Below are 19,522 nucleotides of genomic sequence, written 5' to 3' on the forward strand. Positions count from 1 at the left end.
GTGATTAAACGCCAGAATATAAATTTTTTAATTATTGGCATATTTTTTATGTTTTTAATTGTGCCAATAGATGTTGCTATGGCTGCGCCTTTAATTCCTAATATTAATATTGGTGTTGAGTCGGCTAATAATCCACAGGAGGTAGCAACTAGCCTACAGGTTTTAGCTTTATTAACTATCCTATCTATCGCACCCTCTATTTTAATTATGACAACCTCTTTTATTCGAATCGTTGTAGTTTTATCTTTTTTGCGTAATGCATTAAGCACGCAAAATATGCCACCTAATCAGGTTGTAATTGCTTTATCAATGTTTTTAACCTTTTTTATTATGTCACCATATATTGATGCAGCAAATCAGAGTGGTTTGCAACCTTATCTAGCGGGAACCATTACACAAGAGCAAGCTTTGACGGAAGTGGTAAAACCGATGCGGGAATTTATGTTTAAGCAGACGAGAGAATCTGATTTGGCTTTGTTTGTGAATTTGTCACAATCACCACGACCAGAATCACAAGATGATGTGTCTACTTTTACATTAATACCTGCATTTGTTATTAGTGAATTAAAGACAGCTTTCCAGATTGGTTTCATGATTTATATTCCGTTCATTGTTATTGATATGATTGTGGCAAGTACACTTATGTCAATGGGGATGATGATGTTACCGCCAGTTATGATTTCGTTGCCATTTAAAATATTGTTGTTTGTTATGGTAGATGGATGGCATTTGTTGATTAAATCGCTAATTGTTAGTTTTAAATAGGAGCTGGGTGAACAATGTCAAATGATTTAGTAATTCAACTGGGGCAAGAAGCCCTAATGATGGTTATGATTATATCAGCACCAATGCTTGGCTTAGGATTAATGGTTGGTATTATGGTAAGTATTTTTCAAGCTACAACGCAGATTCAAGAACAAACATTAGCCTTTATTCCCAAAATTATTGCAGTTTTCGTATCAATTCTGATTTTTGGACCTTGGATGCTTCGGATGATGATTTCGTATATACAAAACTTATTTATTAATTTACCAGGATTTATCGGCTGATAGGTAGGAGAGCTTTTTGGATATTTTTGAAATAATACAAAATCAGATGGGAATATTTTTATTGGTTTTAACGCGAATCAGTGGGATTTTTATTATGTCTCCTTTCTTAGGGAGCCGAAATATCCCAATGGCAATTCGTGTTGGTTGTGCTTTGGCAATATCCTTAGTTCTTTTTCCTGTACTTTCGCAAGAATCACAGTCTATTGTACTACCACAAAATTTGATTATTTATACATTGGTTATATTTTCAGAATTATTTGTAGGATGGATCATTGGATTTGTTGCATCGTTAGCTTTTTCAGCCATTCATATGGCGGGGCAGCTTTTAGATATGCAAATTGGTTTTGGGGTAGTTAACGTGTTAGATCCAACATCAGGGCAGCAAGTTCCGATTGTTGGTAGTTTTAAATATAATTTAGCAACTATTGTATTTTTAGTTTCCAATAGTCATCACATGTTACTGAGTTCGCTATTTGATAGTTTTCATTTAATTCCTGTAATGGGGGCTCATATTAAGCCAGAAATAGTAACTTTAATTGTTGACATGATATGGGCAGTCTTTGTAATAGCAATTAAGATTAGTATACCTATTCTAGTAGCTATTATTTTAACTGATGTAGGATTAGGAATTTTAGCGAGAACGATGCCGCAAATGAATATTTTCGTTGTAGGTATACCGGCTAAGATTTTTGTCGGTCTTTTTGTATTATCTTTTGCTTTACCGTTTTATATCATATTTTTGGATGTGCTGTTTAATGAGATGTTTGGAAACATATATGTTGTTTTACGATTTATCAGTTAGACCCTCGAAGAAAAATTTGTTAGATCAAAAGGACTTTATTTTTGATTTACAGCTTTTTAATGGGGAAAAGACAGAAGATCCTACTTCTAAACGCAAATCAGATGCAAGAAAAAAAGGTCAGGTCGGTAAGAGTCAGGAAATTAATTCAGCAGTTATTATTTTAGTTGCATTTGTAGCTTTAAAGGTTCTAGGTACTTTTATTTTTGAGCAAATATCTCAATACATGGTCTTTAATTTTTCTAATATGCAAGATGTATTAACGATAGAAAAAGTAATGAGTATTTTTTTAGGAATGGTCGTTCTTTTAGCAAAGACAGCATTGCCAATTATGATGACGATTCTAGTTTTTGCTGTAGCGGCGAATTTGTATCAAGTTGGACTTAATTTTACTACAGAACCAATTATGCCAAAATTAGAAAAATTAGATCCTATTAGTGGCGCAAAAAGAATGTTTTCTTTACGTTCTCTGGTGGAGTTAGTAAAATCCGTTTTGAAAATTTTTATTGTTGGTTATTTTTTATGGGGATTTTTAGAAGAAGAAATAGGTCATCTGCCTAAGCTAATTTATGCTAGTTTGAATGAATCTATGGTGGTTGTTGCATCCTTGATTTTTGCTTTAGTATTAAAAATAGGTCTTGTACTTGTTATTTTGGCTATTTTAGACTTTTTGTATCAAAAATGGCAACATAAAAAAAGCTTAAAAATGAGTAAGCAAGAAGTCAAAGATGAATTTAAGCAACAAGAAGGAGACCCGAAGATTAAAGGGAAAATCAAGCAAAAGCAGCGAGCGATTGCGATGCAGAGAATGATGCAAGAAGTACCTAAAGCAGATGTTATTATTACCAATCCGACCCATTTTGCTGTTGCATTAAAATATGAACAAGGAATGATGGCTCCAGTCATCGTTGCAAAAGGGCAGGATTTAATTGCAAAACGCATAAAAGATATTGCCCGTGAGGCAAAAGTTGTTATTGTTGAAAATAAGCCTCTTGCCAGAGCATTATATGCAACTACAGAGGTAGGGGATGTAGTGCCGGAAGAGTTATATAAATCAGTTGCTGAAGTATTGGCTTATGTTTATAGATTAAAGAAAAAATTGTCATAAGATAATTTTATGGGGAGCGAAAAAATTTGGCTAGTCAAACATCGCTATCTACGATAGGGTTTTTAAAAAAATATAGTGACATTATTATTGCTCTAGCTATTATTACGATAGTTATTATGATGATTATTCCGCTTCCAACTATTTTGTTGGATTTATTATTATGCTTGAATATAACCATGGCCTTGGTTATTGTTATGGTAGCTGTATATAATGTCGAACCATTAGATTTCTCAGTATTTCCTTCACTATTGTTAATTACAACATTGTTCCGATTAGCACTAAATGTTTCTTCAACTCGGTTAATTTTGTTGGAGGGATATGCTGGAGAGGTTATTTTATCCTTCGGTAATTTCGTTGTTGGTGGTAATGCTGTTATTGGATTTATTATCTTTGTTATTTTAATTATCATTCAATTTATTGTTATTACTAAAGGTTCCGAACGTGTTGCTGAAGTTGCGGCTCGTTTTACGTTAGATGCTATGCCAGGCAAGCAAATGAGTATTGATGCGGATTTGAACACGGGGGCAATTTCTGATGCGGAAGCAAGCCGCAGGCGGGAAAAAATTCAAAAAGAAGCAGATTTTTATGGAGCAATGGATGGTGCAAGTAAGTTTGTTAAGGGAGATGCTATTGCTGCAATTATCATTATTATTATCAATATTATTGGTGGATTTATCATTGGAATGGTACAGCGTAATCTTGATGTTGTTCATGCATTACAAACATACACATTGTTAACGGTAGGCGAAGGTTTGGTAAATCAAATTCCTGCACTTCTTATTTCTACAGCTACAGGTATCGTTGTAACAAGAGCTGCTTCTGATTCCGACTTAGGGCATGATATTAGTAATCAGTTATTTAGTAATTCAAGAGTATTTTTTATTGTATCAGGAGTATTAATGCTTTTGGCAATTGTTCCAGGTTTACCAGGACTTCCATTTATGACATTATCTATTGCATTAGGTTTGATTGGCTATAATCTACATAAAGCTGTAAAAACGACGACGGAAAAAACGCAAGTGCAGCAAGAAGAAAAGGAAAAAGAAGAAATCAGAAAACCAGAGAATATTATATCTTTACTGCAAGTGGATCCAATGGAACTGGAAATTGGTTATAGCTTGATTCCGTTGGTTGATACTGGTCAAGGTGGAGATTTATTAGAGCGGATTGTCATGATTAGGCGACAATGTGCGCTGGAAATGGGCCTGGTTGTACCGACAATTCGTATCCGTGACAACATTCAAATTAAACCCAATGCCTATATTGTAAAATTAAAAGGCATTGAAATTGCAAGGGGTGAACTATTGCTAGATCATTACCTAGCTATGAATTCTGGAACGGTTTTTGAAGAAATGTCGGGAATTGACACAGTTGAACCTGCCTTTGGATTACCAGCAATCTGGATTCCTGAATCTGATAGAGAACAAGCTGAGTTAAACGGATACACTGTAGTCGATGCTGTTTCGGTTTTAGCTACACATATTACAGAAGTAATAAAAGCACATGCTTCTGAAATTTTAGGTAGACAAGAAACACAGAATTTAGTTGATAGTATTAAAGATAATAATGCGAGCGTAGTGGAAGAATTAGTGCCAAATCTACTATCTATTGGTGAGATTCAAAAAGTTTTAGCAAATTTATTGCGTGAGCGTATATCCATTCGTGACATGGTTACAATTTTGGAGGTTTTAGCAGATTATGCTAGATTGACGAAAGATCCAGAAATTTTAACGGAATATGTAAGGCATGCTCTTTCTAGACAAATTAGTAGCCAAAATGTCCAGAATAATATTTTACCTTGTGTTACAGTCAATCCGGAAACTGAAAATATTATTTCATCTGCAGTACAGCGGACTGAGCATGGGTCTTATGTATCGTTAGAACCTGAGCAAATGAAAAGATTATTAGATAGTTTAAATATTGAATTGCCAAAATTGACGAATTTAGGATATCAACCAATTGTACTTACGAGTCCAGCAGTGAGGTTATATTTTCGAAAATTAATTGAGCGATCAATACCCGGATTAATCGTTTTATCACATGCAGAAATAGAACAAAGTGTTGAGATACAAGTTCTAGGGGTGGTGAAGATATAGATGCGAATAAAAGCTTTTACAGCGATGACTGTTCAAGATGCGATGAGCCAAGTGAAAAATGAATTAGGCGCGGAGGCTGTAATTTTACATACTCGAAAAGTAAAAAAAGGTGGATTTTTAGGTTTTTTTGCGAAAGAAGTTGTAGAAATTATGGCGGCAATTGAAGATGTTCAAGAAGTAGCAAAATCTAAAACAGCTGGAAATGAAAGTAGAGAACCAATTAAGAAGGAAAAAATTGTTCTTCAAAATGAAAAAACAGATAATAACATTTATATTCCAAATCAAACTTCAATTAATGCTTATAAAGCGCAAGAGTCTTTAAAAAATATAAAACTAGATGAAAAAACATTGGAAAAAAGCGAGAAAAATACAAAATCACAGCAGGTGATAGATGATAATTTGCAGAATAATTTCAATAAAGAATCTTTATTCGACATTTTGGTCGAAAATGATGTAAACCCTAAAGTGGCTACATCTATTGTAAACGCGATTCAAAAATATGATGCAGAAGGAAAAGATTACTTACCTCTATTAGCAGATTATTTTTCAAAAAAGTTTGAGCCAACGATTCAAATTAAAGAGGGAACTGAGAAGACAAAAATTGTTGCGTTAATTGGGGCAACTGGAGTTGGAAAAACAACGACGATTGCGAAAATTGCAGCGAGTTTCGTCTTAGAAAAGGGATGTAGTGTAGCCTTAATTACCGCTGATACATATAGAATTTCAGCGGTAGAGCAATTGAAGACATACTCCGATATTATTGGGGTACCTCTAGAAATTGTATATTCGGCCTTAGAACTTCAGACGGCAATAACAAAACATATGGATAAGCAACTTGTTTTAATTGATACAGCAGGAAGAAGTCAGTATAATAGCGAACAGTTAGATGAGTTGAGAAGTCTTTTAACAGCATCAGAAGATATCGAAAAACATCTCGTACTTAGTTCAACCACAAAATACAAAGATGCTGTGGATATTATAAAGCAATTTTCTCAATGCTCTCCGGACCGAGTTTTATTCACAAAAGTAGATGAGACTAGTGGAATTGGTACTGTTATTAGTGTTTTGCATGAATTTCCAATGCACTTATCTTATTTAACAACAGGTCAGAGTGTTCCTGATGATATTATTATTGCTGATCCCCATAAACTAGCAGAATTAGTATTGAAAGAATAGGTATAGGCAATGGATCAAGCATATATGTTAAGAAAGCTAGTACAAAACAAGCAAAGTTTAAATTTAGGTGTTGAAAAAGAACCTGCTCATAAGTCTAGAGTTATTGCTGTCAGCAGTGGTAAAGGGGGAGTAGGCAAGACGAATTTGTCTGTGAATTTAGCAATTGCTTTATCGCAGATGGGATATCGTGTTCTCATCATTGATGCTGATTTGGGTATGGCAAATGTAAATATTGTTTTGGGTGCTAGTGCAAAGTATAATTTATTAAATCTCATTAGAGATAATGTTAATGTTGAAGATATTCTTGCTGAGGGACCTTGCGGAGTAAAGTTTTTGTCTGGGGGATCTGGAATTGAAGAACTTGCGAATTTAACAGCTTTTGATTTAGAACGAATTATATCTAAATTGAATTTATGTGAAAATTTAGCGGATATTATTTTAATTGATACTGGTGCTGGATTGAGTAAAAGTGTATTAAATTTTTTAATGGCTGCTGATGATGTTATTTTGGTTACAACTCCTGAACCTACTGCGATGACAGATGTTTACGCGATAATGAAAGCCTACAGCAATCAGCCCGATTGCTCAGAGGTAAAACTAGTTGTGAATCGAGTAACAGAGCCAAATGAGGGAATAGATGTTCAGGCAAAACTAGAAAAAACTGCATTGAGATTCTTGAATTTGAATGTTACTACATTAGGTGAAATAAAGGAAGATAGAAATTTGGTTCGCGCTGTAAAAGCGCAAAGGCCAGTTGTTTTGTCATATCCTAATTCTGATGTAGCCAAGTGTATCAAAAAGATTGCCTCTGTATTGATAAGCGACGATACAGATCAAGTAAGAACCAAAGGACTGGGAGGCTTTCTTAAAAAAGTTTTTTCGTTTTTAAGATAGTTTATGCTTGAAACAGGAGGGATAGCGTGGCAAAGATAGAGAAGGTGGAGACCAGTAAAGCTTTAAAAATTGGTCAACGTATAGAAGTTACACTTTTGCAAGATGAAAATCAGAATAGATATAGTAGTAGAATTGAAGATATTGAGGATAACAAATTAATTTTAGCTTTACCAATGGAACAAGGATATCCAATCATTCCCATGCGGGGTAGCGTATTTGAAGCAAAGTTTGTAACAGAGGCATCGGCTTTTCGTTTTTCGGCGGTATTTATGGAAAAGCGGATGGGAGCAGTTCCTGTATGGATTACTTCATTGCCAAGGTTTGTAGAAAAATTTCAACAACGTGAATTTGTTCGTGTAGAAACTAGTGTCCCATTGAAAGTTCAACTGCTAAATAAAGAAGATAATACATTACTTTCACCTATTACTACATATGTTCGCGATATTAGTGGCGGCGGGATGAGAATTATTTTAGATAAAAGTTTGAAAAAAGGTGAAAAGCTTTATATAGAAATTGAGTTACCAGAGGTTGGATTATTAACAACCTATTGCGAGGTGGTAAGATCGTTTCAACCCATTAAAGATGAAAAAATTTTTTGGATTGGCACGCGCTTTATTGACTTACCGAATATTACACGAAGTAAGTTAATTCGCTTTATTTTTAAGCGACAGAGGGAGATTATACAAAAGGCATTTATTTCTGGCAGGGGGTGATAGGTTATGATTAAGATTTTTATTGCAGATGATTCAGCCCTAATGAGAACTCTATTATCGGACTTGTTTTCGAAAGAGGCAGATTTTCAGGTTATAGGAACTGCTAGTAATGGAAGAGAAGCGGTTGAGAAAATTAAAGTTCTTAAGCCAGACTTAGTAACTATGGATATCAACATGCCAATAATGGATGGTATTGATGCACTCGAAATTATTATGAAGGAATGTCCAACATCTGTGATAATGATTAGTAGTTTAACAAAGGCTGGAGCTGATGCTACAATAAAAGCATTATCTTTAGGAGCTGTTGATTTTATACAAAAAGTTTCTGGTACGATTTTCCGAGTAGATATGATAAAACGTGAAATTTTAGATAAATGTAGAGCTGCTGTCAAAGTTAATTTTAAAAAAACAACTTTTGTTGAAAGCTTTCCAAAGCTTGAGTATCCTAAAAAAAGTTTTGCTTCTTTTAATAGCTTTCAAAAAGACTTTAAGGTGGCATCTAAAAAAATGGATGAAAAAATCATTGCTATTGGGACGTCAACGGGTGGTCCAAGGGCTTTGCAACAGGTGATAACGAAGTTACCAGAGGATTTACCTTGTGGTGTAGTAGTTGTACAACATATGCCACCCGGTTTCACAAAATCGTTAGCGGAACGTTTAAATTCACTTTCAAAGGTTACTGTGAAAGAGGCAGAACACAATGATGTTGTTAGTCCTGGAACAATTTTCATAGCCCCGGGGAATTATCATATGACCGTCGAGAGTCAAGGCGATAAAAGAGTTATACATTTAAATCAAGATCCACCACTAGCAAGTCATAGACCTGCAGTTGATATTTTATTTTCATCTCTTGCGAAATTCGGAGATAGAGTAGTTGCGGCTATTCTTACTGGAATGGGAAGTGATGGGGCAAAAGGAATGAAGTGTATTAAAGAACATGGTGGATTTGCAATAGCAGAAGATGAATCTACTGCAGTAGTATATGGCATGCCAAAAGCGGTTGTTGAACTTGGATTAGCTGATAGAGTTAGACCGATTGATGCAATTGCTGATGAATTAGTTCAAATCGTTAAAAAATAGCAGATATAAAATAATTGGGGGAATTAATATGGACACCAACCAGTATATGGGAATGTTTTTAGAAGAATCACGTGAACATTTACAAACACTGAATAGCTGTCTACTTGAGTTAGAGCATAGTCCAGAAGATCCAGATGTATTAAATGAGATTTTTCGGAGTGCGCACACAATAAAAGGTATGTCAGCTACAATGGGATTTACCGAAATTGCTGAGCTGACACATGAAATGGAAAATGTTCTTGATTTACTACGTAAAAACCAATTAAAGGCAAATGAGGATATTGTTGATACGATTTTTAAGTGTGTAGATACTTTAGAACAAATGGTGGAAAATATTTCTAGTGAGTCTGCTAACAATATTGATGTAACAGAATTAGTAGCAAAACTTGTTGCTATAGCAAAAGGTGAATCAATTCCTACTGCTCCTCCCCAAGAAGAGGCAAAAGAAAAAGAACCTGTAGTATCTGAGGTTGTAGTGGAGCTAAATGATACTGAGACAACAATTATAAAGAAGGCAATGGAATCAGGATTGCAAGTTTTTGATATAAAAGTATCCTTAAGTCCAAATTGTTTATTGAAATCTGCAAGAGTTTATATGGTGATGAATGCATTAGATGAAATTGGTGATGTTTTGAAATCAATTCCATCTTCGGAAGATTTAGAACAAGAAAATTTTGAATCAAGTTTTGAACTTATTGTTGCAACAGCAACGGAACAAGCAAGAGTACAACAACTTCTATCGTCAATTTCTGAAATTACAGAAGTTATAGTTGAATCTTTAGAGCTACCTAAATCGGAAGCGAAAGCAGTGGTGGCTGAGGATAATAAAAAAATGCAAGAAGCTTCATCAGCAAAAAGAAGTCAGGAAAAAACAAAGGCACCGATAGCGCCATCGTCGAGTGGTAGTATTGATAAAAAATTAAAGAGTGGGCAATCGGTAAGAGTTGACATCGAAAAGCTTGATTCTTTATTAAATCTTGTTGGTGAGTTAGTCATTAATAAAACTCGTTTGGAGCAAATTGGGATAACACATAGATTAACTGAATTAGTTGAAACGATTGAACAAATGGATAGAGTAACGACTGATTTGCAATCTGTAGTGATGAAAGTCAGAATGGTTCCAGTGGGGCAAGTTTTTAATCGCTTCCCGCGGATGGTTCGAGATTTATCACGTGAATTAAACAAGGAAATTAATTTGACTATTGAGGGTGAAGAGACTGAACTTGATAGAACAGTTATTGATGAAATTGGTGATCCTTTAGTTCATTTAATTCGAAATTCTCTTGATCATGGAATTGAACATCCGGATGAGCGTCTTGCGAAAGGTAAAGAACCGACTGGTGAGGTTCGATTGATTGCGCGTCATGAAGGGAATAACGTTATTATCATGGTTGAAGATGATGGTAAGGGTATTAATCCGGAAATAATTAAATCTAAAGCGGTAGAAAAAGGCTTAATTACACAAGAAGATGCCGATAAAATGGAGGATAACGAAGCAGTACGATTAGTGTTTTTAGCAGGATTTTCTACAGCTGATGTCATCACTGATGTATCTGGACGCGGCGTAGGTATGGATGTTGTAAAAAATAAAATTGAATCGCTTGGTGGATTAATTGATGTTGAAACAAAGTTGGACGAAGGAAGTAAATTTAAAATTCGCTTACCTTTAACATTAGCGATTATCCAGGCTTTACTAGTAAAGGTACAGGAAGAAATTTATGCTATTCCTTTAGGCTCTATTGATAGTACAATTAATATAACGACAGATAATATCAAAACAATTCAAAATAGAGAAGTTATTTTACTTCGTGGACAGATTATTCCAATTATAAGATTAAATGATGTCTTACATGTACCAAAAGTAGAGGAAAGTAACGATAAGGATTTATTTGTTGTTGTTGTACATATGGGGGATCAAAAAGCGGGGATTATTGTTGACAATTTAATTGGGCAACAAGAAATTGTAATTAAAACGCTGGGAAAATTGTTAGCTGGAATAAAAGTAATTGCTGGTGCGACGATTCTAGGAAATGGTCAAGTTGCATTAATTTTAGATGTTGGCACTTTAATGCAGTAAGTGAGGAGTGAGGATCATGTCAGAAAAAACGTATTCTAATGATGAAGTTCAATTAGTTGCTTTTAAATTAGGGAAAGAAGAATATGGGGTTAGCATTTTGCATGTGCAAGAGATTAAACGTTTGACGGATATAACACGTGTTCCATATACTCCTGGCTTTATTAAAGGCGTTATGAATTTACGTGGTAGTGTGTTGCCAGTTATTGATTTAAAAAACCGTTTAGGTCTTTTTGAAGAACCATATTCTGAAGATACTCGTATTATCATTGTAAAAGTAGATGATATATCAATTGGAATGATTGTTGATGCGGTAACTGAAGTATTGTCTATTGCGCCAGAACATATTGAGGAACCAGAAGCAGTTGTGGATGGCAATGGTAATAATTTTATTAGTGGAGTTGGAAATTTGGATAATCGTTTAATTATTATGTTAAATCTTAATGAAATTATTGGTTTGACGGGAGAGACTAAGTAGATTTGTTAAATGAATGAGGTGGCAATTTTGTCAGATGAAATGTTAAAGCTATCGCCAATGCAATTAGATGCCCTAAGAGAAATTGGAAATGTCGGAGCAGGTAATTCTGCGACAGCTTTATCACAAATTATTAATCGTAAAATTGATATGTCGGTTCCAGACGTTGCTATTATGCCACTAGATGAAGTTCCTGATGTAGTTGGTGGCCCTGATGTAATGGTTGTAGGGGTATTTTTAAGAGTATATGGACTGGCTCCAGGCAGTGTTTTGTTTTTATTGCCTAAAGAAAGTGCTTTTTATCTTATTGATATGTTAATGGGGAAAGAGCGTGGGCAAACACAAAGCCTAGATTTTATGGATGAATCGGCTTTGATGGAGATTGGTAATATTTTAGCAGGAGCGTATTTAAATGCATTGTCTTATTTTACAAAATTAACTCTTTTACCGTCTATTCCAGCGTTGGCAATGGATATGGCAGGAGCTATATTGAGTGTAGTTTTAGTTCAATTAGGACAGATGGGAGATCATGCATTGGTAATTGAGACTGAATTTTTATCAGAGGATGATGGCATCAAAGGTCACTTTTTCCTAATTCCTGATCCAGGATCACTAGATACGATTTTAGCCGCGGTAGGAGTGAAATAGTATGTCTGATTTAATTAGGGTTGGGATGGCTGATTATAAAGTTGGTCGTTCACCATCATCTTTGATTAGTTATGGTCTTGGCTCATGCATAGGTATAGCTATTTATGATTCTGCTACTAGGGTAGGCGGATTGTCTCATATTATGTTACCTGATAGTAAACAAGCAAGGTCTAATGAAAATCCTGCTAAGTTTGCTGATACTGCACTTCCACTTATGGTTCAAGAAATGATTACATTAGGAGCTGTAAAGTCTCGTATGATAGCTAAAATAGCTGGTGGAGCTCAAATGTTTAAATTTGCGAATGCTACAGATATTATGCGAGTTGGTGAGCGGAATGCAGAGGCTGTAAAGCAAGTATTAAAAGAAATTGGAATAAAAATTATCGCTGAAGATACCGGTGGAAATTATGGTCGTACGGTAGAATTAAGGTTAGATACTGGCGTGTATCGTATAAAAACAATTGATAAAGGCGAAAAAGAGCTATAGAAAGGGGCTTTTTGTATTGAAAGTAAAGTTAGCTATAGCTCTAGCTGTAATAGCAGCTATTATTACAATTATTATGGGATTTGTGAATCATGCTAGGATGATAGTAATATTATATCGGACTGTCATTTCAATTGCTCTTTTTGGAACATGTGGTTATATAATGGGACTTGTTTATGAGAAAAATTTATTACCATATTGTATGAAGCTGCTTAAAGAAGAAGAAGTGGGGTCTAAGCTTGACATTCAGAGTTCGCCTGATGAAGATTCTATTATAGAATCTGAGGACGAAATTGATTCAGAAAAAAACAAAGGGGCTAAGAATGACGAATTTGCACCATTTACTACGAATAATTTAAGGCGTGTAAAATCACCGGAGGAATAATTGGTAAGTGGAGGTAATTTGTGATGTCAAATAATCAAGAATATGATATTCAAGAGTTATGGATAGCTTACCAAGAAAAAAAAAGTCCTATCATTCGTGAGCATATCGTAAATCATTATTTGTCTTTAGTTAATTTAATTGCTGGTCGAATTGCGATTAGTCTACCTGCTTATGTGGATCGTGATGATTTAATTAGCTGTGGTTTTTTCGGATTGTTAGATGCCATCGAACGTTACGATCCGGTTCGCGGTAATAAATTTGAAACATATGCCGGAGTAAGGATTAGGGGGGCTATTTTAGATTCTTTAAGAGCTAAGGATTGGTTGCCAGTTTCTCTTAGGCAAAAAATTCGTAAATATGAAAAAACTGTTGAAGAGCTTGAGGGCAAGCTAGGAAGGGCTGCAACGGATAAAGAGATTGTAGATGCATTAAAGATATCTATACAGGATCTGAATTCTTTACTTAATCAGCTTAATATAGCAACGATTATTCCTTTGGAAACTTATGTAAAAAATGAAACTGCACAAGATAGTATTGATGGTCCAGCAAAACAATTTGAAATTAAAGAGGTACAAGAAAATTTAGCAAAAGCAATTGATAAGTTGCCAGAAAAAGAGAAGCTCGTAATTTCTTTATATTATTATGAAGAATTAACTTTAAAAGAAATCAGTCTTATTTTAAAGTTATCGGAGGCTAGAATTTCACAATTACATACGAAAGCTGTCTTTCGATTAAGAGGATATTTAGCTAGAAATAAAATGAGTTTCATAGAATAAGATAAATGGAGTTTTATAGTAACGAATTTTGTAGACTTTGCATCGATAGATGATGATAAATAAAATGGATTTTAATAAACACAATGATTTCATAATTTGCAAGAAAAATACCGCTTTTAAATAAAGTTAAAATTTAAAGCGGATTATTTTTTAAAGTCATTTGTGATTATCTATTGGTGCAAATTTTAATTCGTTATATAGTTTCGGAGGAGGTATTTTCATGGATGGAGAAAAGTATTCACAGACCGAAATTGATAGTAATAATAAAAAGGGATATAATCTGGATTTTTCTGAAAATGGAGTTTTTTTACAAGTATTCCCAAGGGATAATGATGAAGTTTTATTTGAATTAAACGACATAACAAATAATCTGGAAGAACGAGGAATAAAAGAATATCCTATAGATATCATTGCAAAGGCGATGAGAGAAAGTACAGGTGAGTTAATAAAGATAGTTGAAGAAAAGAAAGCTATTGAATCATCTGATAATTTAGCAGAAAAAGATGTTCCAGCGATAAAAAAGGAACCTAAGATAACAATTAGTGTTAGTAGAGATCGTATGGAAGCAGTATTGAAAATTGAGCGAGAAGCAAATGATCAAGAACCAACGATAGAAATGATTCAAGCTAAATTAGCAGAAAAAAATATTGTTTATGGAATTGATGAATCTGCAATTAAAGAAGCTATAGGCATAGATAGTTGCGAACTTCTTATAGCTAAAGGGCAGCGCCCTGTAAATGGCGAAAATGCACAGATTATAAAGCCTAAAAATATGGAAAACAAAGGGAAACCAGTTGAACTGGAGGATGGTAAAGTAGATTTTAAAAATTTAAATCTTTTTGTTATTGTGCATGAAGGAGATCTACTAGCCGAACGGATTCCACATACAATGGGGACTCCGGGAACGGATGTTCATGGGCAAACAGTTGCGGCAAAGCCAGGAAAGACAGCTATGCTGCCCGTAGGAAAGAATACGAAAATTGTAGATGAACATAAATTAATTTCTTTAATTGATGGACAACTAACGTTAAATGGTAATAAATTTTCTGTATTACCTACAATTGAAATAAAAGGGGATGTAGATTTATCTACTGGAAATATTGATTTTATTGGAAGTGTGATTGTTCGAGGTAGCGTACAGACAGGCTTTTCAATTAAAGCTACAGGTGATGTTGAAATTTATGGCACGATAAGCGGTGGCACGGTAGAAGGAAAAAATATCATCATAAAAGCTGGGATTCAAGGCATGCAAAGAGGATATATTAAAGCAGCGGAAGACATAAAATCAAGCTTTGCTGAAAATGCAAATTTAATTGCAGGACGTGATATTTTTATTACTGAGGCAATTTTACACTCAAATGTAAGCGCAGGAAAGCGGGTAGTAGTACAAGGGCGACGAGGAATTATTGCCGGGGGAGTCACTGTTGCAGGTGAAGAAATTCTTGTAAAATGTGCAGGGAATCAGATGGATACGGCTACACGACTTGAGGTGGGGATTAATCCAATGCTAAAGGAAGAATATAAAAAGGTGAAGCAGGATTTATCGAAATCTGAAAATGCGTTAGATCAAGCTCAGAAATCTTTAAATTTACTAAAAGCAATTAACCCAGCAGTTTTGTCCCCTGCGAAAAAAGAATTATTATTAAAACTTACGAAATCACAATTTCCTCTTGCTGGTGAAGTAAAAAAATTAAAAGATAGATTAATTGAAATTGAAGATTCTTTTGAAGAGCTAAAAGTGGGAAAAGTTAAAGTTTCAGAAAAAGTTTATCCCGGAGTAAAAATTATTGTCGGATCAGTAATAAGGAATATTAATACATTAATGCAACATTGCCGTTTTTATGAAGAAGATAATGAAATAAAAATAGGTCCTTTCTAAGTTATATGCTTATATGAAAATAAAGGACGGTGTTGGGTATGAATATAAGTCCGATGGATATGCAGGTTGTTATACCTAAAGCAACTGAAGTAGGAAAAGGACAGCAGCAACGGGAGCAGCAAGCTGTATTTCAGCAAGATTTTGGAGCCGAAAAATATCAGCAGAATGCACACAAACGTTTGAAGCAAGTTCAAAAAACCGAAGAATCTGAAAGTAAAAAAATTCATGATAATCAATCTAAAGAGGAAAAACGCAGAGGTCAGCAAAATTTTGAAGAAAAGAATAAAAAGAAAGAAAACGATGAAGAAGTAGTAATGGCAGTAGATACTTTTAGAGGTCATAATATCGATATAAAAATGTGAAATGTGGCTTTATAATTTAATTCATTACTTGGAGTGGAAGTTATGATTAGTGGAGTTATTTTTTTTTTGTTGATTGTATGTGGTGGAATTTTTTTGTTTTTTAAACATGCGAAAATCACAAGAAAAATTGATGCAGTGGCAGATTCTACAGATTATTTTCAATTACAATTAGAAGAGTCTGCTGAACAGATTATTTCAAAGTTGAGAAATCATGTGGAGCATTTGGAATATTTAATTCAAGAGGCCGATGAAAAGATTTTTGCGTTAGATCAACGACTGAAAAGATTTGATACTTTAAATAGAATTCAAACGGATGTTGAAAAAAATATAATTACTGAAGAAGCAATTGAGAATTCATCTGCACTCGAAGAAAAAGTAGAACTGAATATAAGTGAGATAAATCAACAAGTTTATGATCTTATAAGTCAAGGGATAGATACTAATGAAATTGCGAAAAGAACTGGGATTGGAAAAGGTGCAGTTTTATTGATTAGTCAAATGTATAAGAAAAAATAATTTGGGAAAAATTTAGAATGAAGCTATAAAAATATCTTGTGATTTATAGAAATCTATGATAAAATACAAAACGGTGTAAAAAAACGCACGCATTTTGATTTTGTACTGTGCCTGCTTAAGCAGGTGAAAACAAAAGATGAAAAATGCGGAGGAAAAATAACAGGAGGTGCACCAAATGGCAGTTATTTCAATGAAACAATTATTAGAAGCTGGTGTTCATTTTGGACATCAAACAAGAAGATGGAATCCTAAAATGGCTACATACATCTTCACAGAACGTAATGGAATTTATATTATTGACTTACAAAAAACAGTAAAAAAAGTTGATGAAGCTTATAATTTCTTACGCGATGTTGCAGCCCAAGGTGAAACAATTCTTTTTGTTGGTACAAAAAAACAAGCGCAAGAAGCTGTAAAAGACGAAGCAATTAAATCTGACATGTATTATGTTAATGAAAGATGGTTAGGCGGAATGTTAACAAACTTCCAAACTATCCAAAAACGTATTAATCGTTTAAAACAGTTGGAAACCATGGAAGAAGATGGCACTTTTGAAGTGTTAACTAAAAAAGAAGTTCTTTCTCTTCGTCATGAAATGGAAAGATTACAAAAATTCTTAGGCGGAATTAAAAACATGGATAAACTTCCAGGAGCTTTATTCGTGATTGATCCTCGCAAAGAAAGAATTGCTGTTGCGGAAGCAAAAAAACTAGGTATTCCTATTGTTGGTATTGTTGATACAAATTGTGATCCAGATGAAATTGACTATGTAATTCCTGGTAATGATGATGCGATTCGTGCAGTTAAACTTCTTACAGCTAGAATGGCAGATGCTATTATCGAAGGTCGTCAAGGGGAGCAACTTGAAGAAGCTGCAGACGCTGAATAATAGATAAAAAAATAAATGTAAATTAGGGATAGGGGAAAACTTTCCCTTATCCCTAATTTTATAAATAGGAGGATTTTTATGGCAACTATAACTGCTGCAATGGTTAAAGAATTACGTGAGATGACTGGTGCTGGAATGATGGACTGTAAAAAGGCACTGAATGAAACGGAAGGTAACATCGAGAAAGCGGTTGATTTTTTACGTGAAAAAGGTCTAGCGGCTGCTGCAAAAAAAGCCGGTCGTGTTGCTGCTGAAGGTGTAGTTGAAGCTTACATACACGGTGGCGGAAGAATTGGTGTTATGGTTGAAGTTAACTGTGAGACAGACTTTGTCGCAAAAACAGATGATTTCAAAGCACTAGCTCGTGATATTGCAATGCAAATTGCTGCTACAAATCCTCTATTTGTTCGTCGTGAAGAGGTTGATGAAGCGGTACTAGAACATGAACGTGAAGTATTACGTGCTCAAGCATTAAATGAAGGCAAACCAGAAAAAATCGTTGAAAAGATGATTGTTGGTCGTATTGAAAAATATTACAAAGAAATTTGTTTAATGGAACAAACTTTTATTAAAAATCCAGATCAAACAATTGCTGACTTAATCAATAGTTCTATTGCAAAAATTGGTGAAAATATTTCCATTAGAAGATTTGCTAGATACCAGCTTGGTGAAGGTATTGAGAAAAAAGAAAATGATTTTGCTGCAGAAGTAATGGCTGCTGTAAAATAATAAAAAAAGAGAACACCGATGTGTTCTCTTTTTTAAAAGTCCAAAGGAATATTTATAAATTTGTCGAAATAAACATAGAATATACGTAGACTGGGGGTTTTGTATTTGGAAGAGACTAAATATAAACGTGTAATTCTTAAACTAAGTGGTGAAGCACTAGCTGGTGATAAAGGGTTTGGTATTGACCCAGTTGTTGTGGATTCTATTGCACAAGAAATAAAGAAAATTCGTGAACATAATATTGATGTAGCTGTAGTTGTTGGTGGAGGAAATATTTGGCGTGGACTAGCTGGAAGCGCAAAAGGCATGGATAGAGCTACAGCGGATTATATGGGAATGCTTGCAACAGTAATGAATTCTTTAGCATTACAAGATGCTTTAGAAAAATTTGGTGTGGACACTAGGGTGCAAAGTGCGATTGAAATGCGTCAAATGGCAGAGGTATATATTAGACGTAAAGCAATTCGCCATTTAGAAAAAGGCAGAGTTGTTATTTTTGGTGCTGGAACAGGTAATCCTTATTTTTCAACGGATACAACCGCAGCACTTCGTGCTGCTGAAATAGAAGCAGATGTTATATTAATGGCTAAGAAAAATACAGATGGAGTATATGATTCTGATCCTAAATATAATCCGGATGCAAAAAAATTCGACGCTTTAGAATATATCGAGATTTTACAACGTGGTTTAGCGGTAATGGATTCTACAGCAACGAGTTTGTGTATGGATAATGAAATTCCGCTTATCGTATTTAATATTGATGATCACAGTAATATTTTGAAAGTGGCATTAGGGCAAAATATTGGTACTGTTGTGGGAGGTAAACCTTAATGGTAAAAGAGATTTTTTTAGCGCAAGAAGAAAGAATGAAAAAAACGGTTGAAGCTTTAAAAAGAGAATATGCTTCAATTCGTGCTGGAAGAGCAACTCCGGCGTTATTAGATAAAGTTATGGTAGATTATTATGGTGCGCCTACTCCGGTAAATCAAGTGGCGAATGTAAGTGTACCAGAACCACGGATGATTACGATTCAACCATGGGAAAAAACTATGCTTGGAGCAATTGAAAAAGCAATTTTAAAATCTGATTTAGGGCTTACGCCAAATAGTGATGGAACAATGATTCGCTTGTCGATTCCGCAATTGACAAATGAAAGACGGACTGAAATTGCAAAAACAATTCATAAAAAAGCCGAAGAAGCAAAAGTCGGTGTACGGAATATTCGTCGTGATGCTATTGATGCGGTGAAAAAATTGGAAAAAGATAAATTAATTACAGAAGACGAAAGCAAAAAAGCACAAGATGATATGCAAAAAATTACGGATAAATATATTAAAGAAATTGATTCCGTAATGGCAGTAAAAGAAAAAGAAATTATGGAAGTGTAATT

22 protein-coding genes are annotated in these 19,522 nt (G+C 34.4%); all 22 read left to right on the forward strand.

Going from position 1 to position 19,522, the window contains the following annotated elements; genetic code table 11:
- Nucleotides 1–48: 48 nt before the first annotated feature.
- The 22 genes from fliP (at nt 49) to frr (ending at nt 19,520) form a co-directional block, all read left to right on the forward strand.
- On the forward strand, nt 49–765 hold the full coding sequence (fliP, locus tag P3F81_RS04625) for a flagellar type III secretion system pore protein FliP (RefSeq protein ID WP_147668251.1): 717 nt from the start codon (nt 49–51) through the stop codon (nt 763–765).
- Nucleotides 766–779: 14 nt separating this feature from the next.
- Nucleotides 780–1,049, forward strand: a complete 270-nt coding sequence (fliQ, locus tag P3F81_RS04630) for a flagellar biosynthesis protein FliQ (protein WP_147668040.1) — start codon at nt 780–782, stop codon at nt 1,047–1,049.
- A 16-nt stretch (nt 1,050–1,065) separates the two neighbouring features.
- Entirely contained in the window at nt 1,066–1,851 is a 786-nt protein-coding gene (gene fliR / locus P3F81_RS04635) for a flagellar biosynthetic protein FliR (protein WP_147668042.1), read from the forward strand.
- Nucleotides 1,805–2,956 carry a flagellar biosynthesis protein FlhB gene (flhB, locus tag P3F81_RS04640; protein WP_147668044.1) on the forward strand — a complete coding sequence of 384 codons (1,152 nt, stop codon included), beginning with the start codon at nt 1,805–1,807 and terminating at the stop codon, nt 2,954–2,956. The genes fliR and flhB overlap by 47 nt, the downstream gene beginning before the upstream one ends.
- A gap of 26 nt (nt 2,957–2,982) precedes the next feature.
- The gene (flhA, locus tag P3F81_RS04645; protein WP_147668046.1) at nt 2,983–5,052 is read left to right on the forward strand and encodes a flagellar biosynthesis protein FlhA; all 2,070 of its coding nucleotides are present in this window, start codon (nt 2,983–2,985) and stop codon (nt 5,050–5,052) included.
- The gene (gene flhF, locus P3F81_RS04650) at nt 5,053–6,228 is read left to right on the forward strand and encodes a flagellar biosynthesis GTPase FlhF (protein ID WP_147668048.1); all 1,176 of its coding nucleotides are present in this window, start codon (nt 5,053–5,055) and stop codon (nt 6,226–6,228) included.
- A gap of 9 nt (nt 6,229–6,237) precedes the next feature.
- Nucleotides 6,238–7,122: a MinD/ParA family protein gene (locus P3F81_RS04655; protein ID WP_147668050.1), complete on the forward strand. Its 885-nt coding sequence runs from the start codon at nt 6,238–6,240 to the stop codon at nt 7,120–7,122.
- Between the two features lie 26 nt (nt 7,123–7,148).
- Nucleotides 7,149–7,835: a flagellar brake protein gene (locus P3F81_RS04660; protein WP_147668052.1), complete on the forward strand. Its 687-nt coding sequence runs from the start codon at nt 7,149–7,151 to the stop codon at nt 7,833–7,835.
- A 6-nt stretch (nt 7,836–7,841) separates the two neighbouring features.
- Nucleotides 7,842–8,915: a protein-glutamate methylesterase/protein-glutamine glutaminase gene (locus P3F81_RS04665; protein WP_147668054.1), complete on the forward strand. Its 1,074-nt coding sequence runs from the start codon at nt 7,842–7,844 to the stop codon at nt 8,913–8,915.
- A 28-nt stretch (nt 8,916–8,943) separates the two neighbouring features.
- Nucleotides 8,944–10,992 carry a chemotaxis protein CheA gene (locus tag P3F81_RS04670; protein WP_147668056.1) on the forward strand — a complete coding sequence of 683 codons (2,049 nt, stop codon included), beginning with the start codon at nt 8,944–8,946 and terminating at the stop codon, nt 10,990–10,992.
- A 16-nt stretch (nt 10,993–11,008) separates the two neighbouring features.
- Nucleotides 11,009–11,467, forward strand: a complete 459-nt coding sequence (locus P3F81_RS04675; RefSeq protein ID WP_147668058.1) for a chemotaxis protein CheW — start codon at nt 11,009–11,011, stop codon at nt 11,465–11,467.
- Nucleotides 11,468–11,476: 9 nt separating this feature from the next.
- A complete protein-coding gene (locus tag P3F81_RS04680) occupies nt 11,477–12,112 on the forward strand; it encodes a chemotaxis protein CheC (protein WP_418627508.1) in 636 nt (211 codons plus the stop codon).
- Nucleotide 12,113: 1 nt separating this feature from the next.
- On the forward strand, nt 12,114–12,599 hold the full coding sequence (locus tag P3F81_RS04685) for a chemotaxis protein CheD (protein WP_147668062.1): 486 nt from the start codon (nt 12,114–12,116) through the stop codon (nt 12,597–12,599).
- A 16-nt stretch (nt 12,600–12,615) separates the two neighbouring features.
- Nucleotides 12,616–12,981: a hypothetical protein gene (locus tag P3F81_RS04690; protein WP_147668064.1), complete on the forward strand. Its 366-nt coding sequence runs from the start codon at nt 12,616–12,618 to the stop codon at nt 12,979–12,981.
- A gap of 23 nt (nt 12,982–13,004) precedes the next feature.
- Nucleotides 13,005–13,757, forward strand: a complete 753-nt coding sequence (locus P3F81_RS04695; protein WP_147668066.1) for a FliA/WhiG family RNA polymerase sigma factor — start codon at nt 13,005–13,007, stop codon at nt 13,755–13,757.
- Between the two features lie 220 nt (nt 13,758–13,977).
- Nucleotides 13,978–15,636: a flagellar assembly protein A gene (locus tag P3F81_RS04700; RefSeq protein ID WP_147668068.1), complete on the forward strand. Its 1,659-nt coding sequence runs from the start codon at nt 13,978–13,980 to the stop codon at nt 15,634–15,636.
- 38 nt (nt 15,637–15,674) lie between these two features.
- Complete coding sequence (locus P3F81_RS04705; protein ID WP_147668070.1) at nt 15,675–15,998, forward strand: hypothetical protein; 324 nt, start codon at nt 15,675–15,677, stop codon at nt 15,996–15,998.
- 42 nt (nt 15,999–16,040) lie between these two features.
- On the forward strand, nt 16,041–16,514 hold the full coding sequence (locus P3F81_RS04710) for a DUF6115 domain-containing protein (protein WP_147668072.1): 474 nt from the start codon (nt 16,041–16,043) through the stop codon (nt 16,512–16,514).
- 175 nt (nt 16,515–16,689) lie between these two features.
- Nucleotides 16,690–17,403: a 30S ribosomal protein S2 gene (rpsB, locus tag P3F81_RS04715; RefSeq protein ID WP_147668074.1), complete on the forward strand. Its 714-nt coding sequence runs from the start codon at nt 16,690–16,692 to the stop codon at nt 17,401–17,403.
- A 78-nt stretch (nt 17,404–17,481) separates the two neighbouring features.
- Nucleotides 17,482–18,132, forward strand: a complete 651-nt coding sequence (gene tsf / locus P3F81_RS04720) for a translation elongation factor Ts (RefSeq protein WP_147668076.1) — start codon at nt 17,482–17,484, stop codon at nt 18,130–18,132.
- Between the two features lie 105 nt (nt 18,133–18,237).
- Nucleotides 18,238–18,963, forward strand: a complete 726-nt coding sequence (gene pyrH, locus P3F81_RS04725; RefSeq protein ID WP_147668078.1) for a UMP kinase — start codon at nt 18,238–18,240, stop codon at nt 18,961–18,963.
- Nucleotides 18,963–19,520: a ribosome recycling factor gene (gene frr / locus P3F81_RS04730; protein ID WP_147668080.1), complete on the forward strand. Its 558-nt coding sequence runs from the start codon at nt 18,963–18,965 to the stop codon at nt 19,518–19,520. Before pyrH ends, frr begins: the two co-directional genes overlap by 1 nt.
- Nucleotides 19,521–19,522 lie beyond the last annotated feature (2 nt).

It is taken from the genome of Selenobaculum gibii (genome assembly GCF_030273445.1).
Classification (GTDB): domain Bacteria; phylum Bacillota; class Negativicutes; order ICN-92133; family ICN-92133; genus Selenobaculum; species Selenobaculum gibii.

Bases quoted from the DNA above. Each gene is read 5' to 3' on its own strand.
- P3F81_RS04710 (WP_147668072.1), top strand. From the start codon at position 16,041: ATGATTAGTGGAGTTATTTTTTTTTTGTTGATTGTATGTGGTGGAATT.
- flhF (WP_147668048.1), top strand. From the start codon at position 5,053: ATGCGAATAAAAGCTTTTACAGCGATGACTGTTCAAGATGCGATGAGC.
- flhB (WP_147668044.1), top strand. From the start codon at position 1,805: ATGAGATGTTTGGAAACATATATGTTGTTTTACGATTTATCAGTTAGA.
- P3F81_RS04685 (WP_147668062.1), top strand. From the start codon at position 12,114: ATGTCTGATTTAATTAGGGTTGGGATGGCTGATTATAAAGTTGGTCGT.
- P3F81_RS04680 (WP_418627508.1), top strand. From the start codon at position 11,477: ATGAATGAGGTGGCAATTTTGTCAGATGAAATGTTAAAGCTATCGCCA.
- P3F81_RS04670 (WP_147668056.1), top strand. From the start codon at position 8,944: ATGGACACCAACCAGTATATGGGAATGTTTTTAGAAGAATCACGTGAA.
- P3F81_RS04695 (WP_147668066.1), top strand. From the start codon at position 13,005: ATGTCAAATAATCAAGAATATGATATTCAAGAGTTATGGATAGCTTAC.
- P3F81_RS04655 (WP_147668050.1), top strand. From the start codon at position 6,238: ATGGATCAAGCATATATGTTAAGAAAGCTAGTACAAAACAAGCAAAGT.
- frr (WP_147668080.1), top strand. From the start codon at position 18,963: ATGGTAAAAGAGATTTTTTTAGCGCAAGAAGAAAGAATGAAAAAAACG.
- P3F81_RS04675 (WP_147668058.1), top strand. From the start codon at position 11,009: ATGTCAGAAAAAACGTATTCTAATGATGAAGTTCAATTAGTTGCTTTT.
- fliP (WP_147668251.1), top strand. From the start codon at position 49: ATGTTTTTAATTGTGCCAATAGATGTTGCTATGGCTGCGCCTTTAATT.
- P3F81_RS04705 (WP_147668070.1), top strand. From the start codon at position 15,675: ATGAATATAAGTCCGATGGATATGCAGGTTGTTATACCTAAAGCAACT.
- tsf (WP_147668076.1), top strand. From the start codon at position 17,482: ATGGCAACTATAACTGCTGCAATGGTTAAAGAATTACGTGAGATGACT.
- fliQ (WP_147668040.1), top strand. From the start codon at position 780: ATGTCAAATGATTTAGTAATTCAACTGGGGCAAGAAGCCCTAATGATG.
- P3F81_RS04665 (WP_147668054.1), top strand. From the start codon at position 7,842: ATGATTAAGATTTTTATTGCAGATGATTCAGCCCTAATGAGAACTCTA.
- P3F81_RS04700 (WP_147668068.1), top strand. From the start codon at position 13,978: ATGGATGGAGAAAAGTATTCACAGACCGAAATTGATAGTAATAATAAA.
- rpsB (WP_147668074.1), top strand. From the start codon at position 16,690: ATGGCAGTTATTTCAATGAAACAATTATTAGAAGCTGGTGTTCATTTT.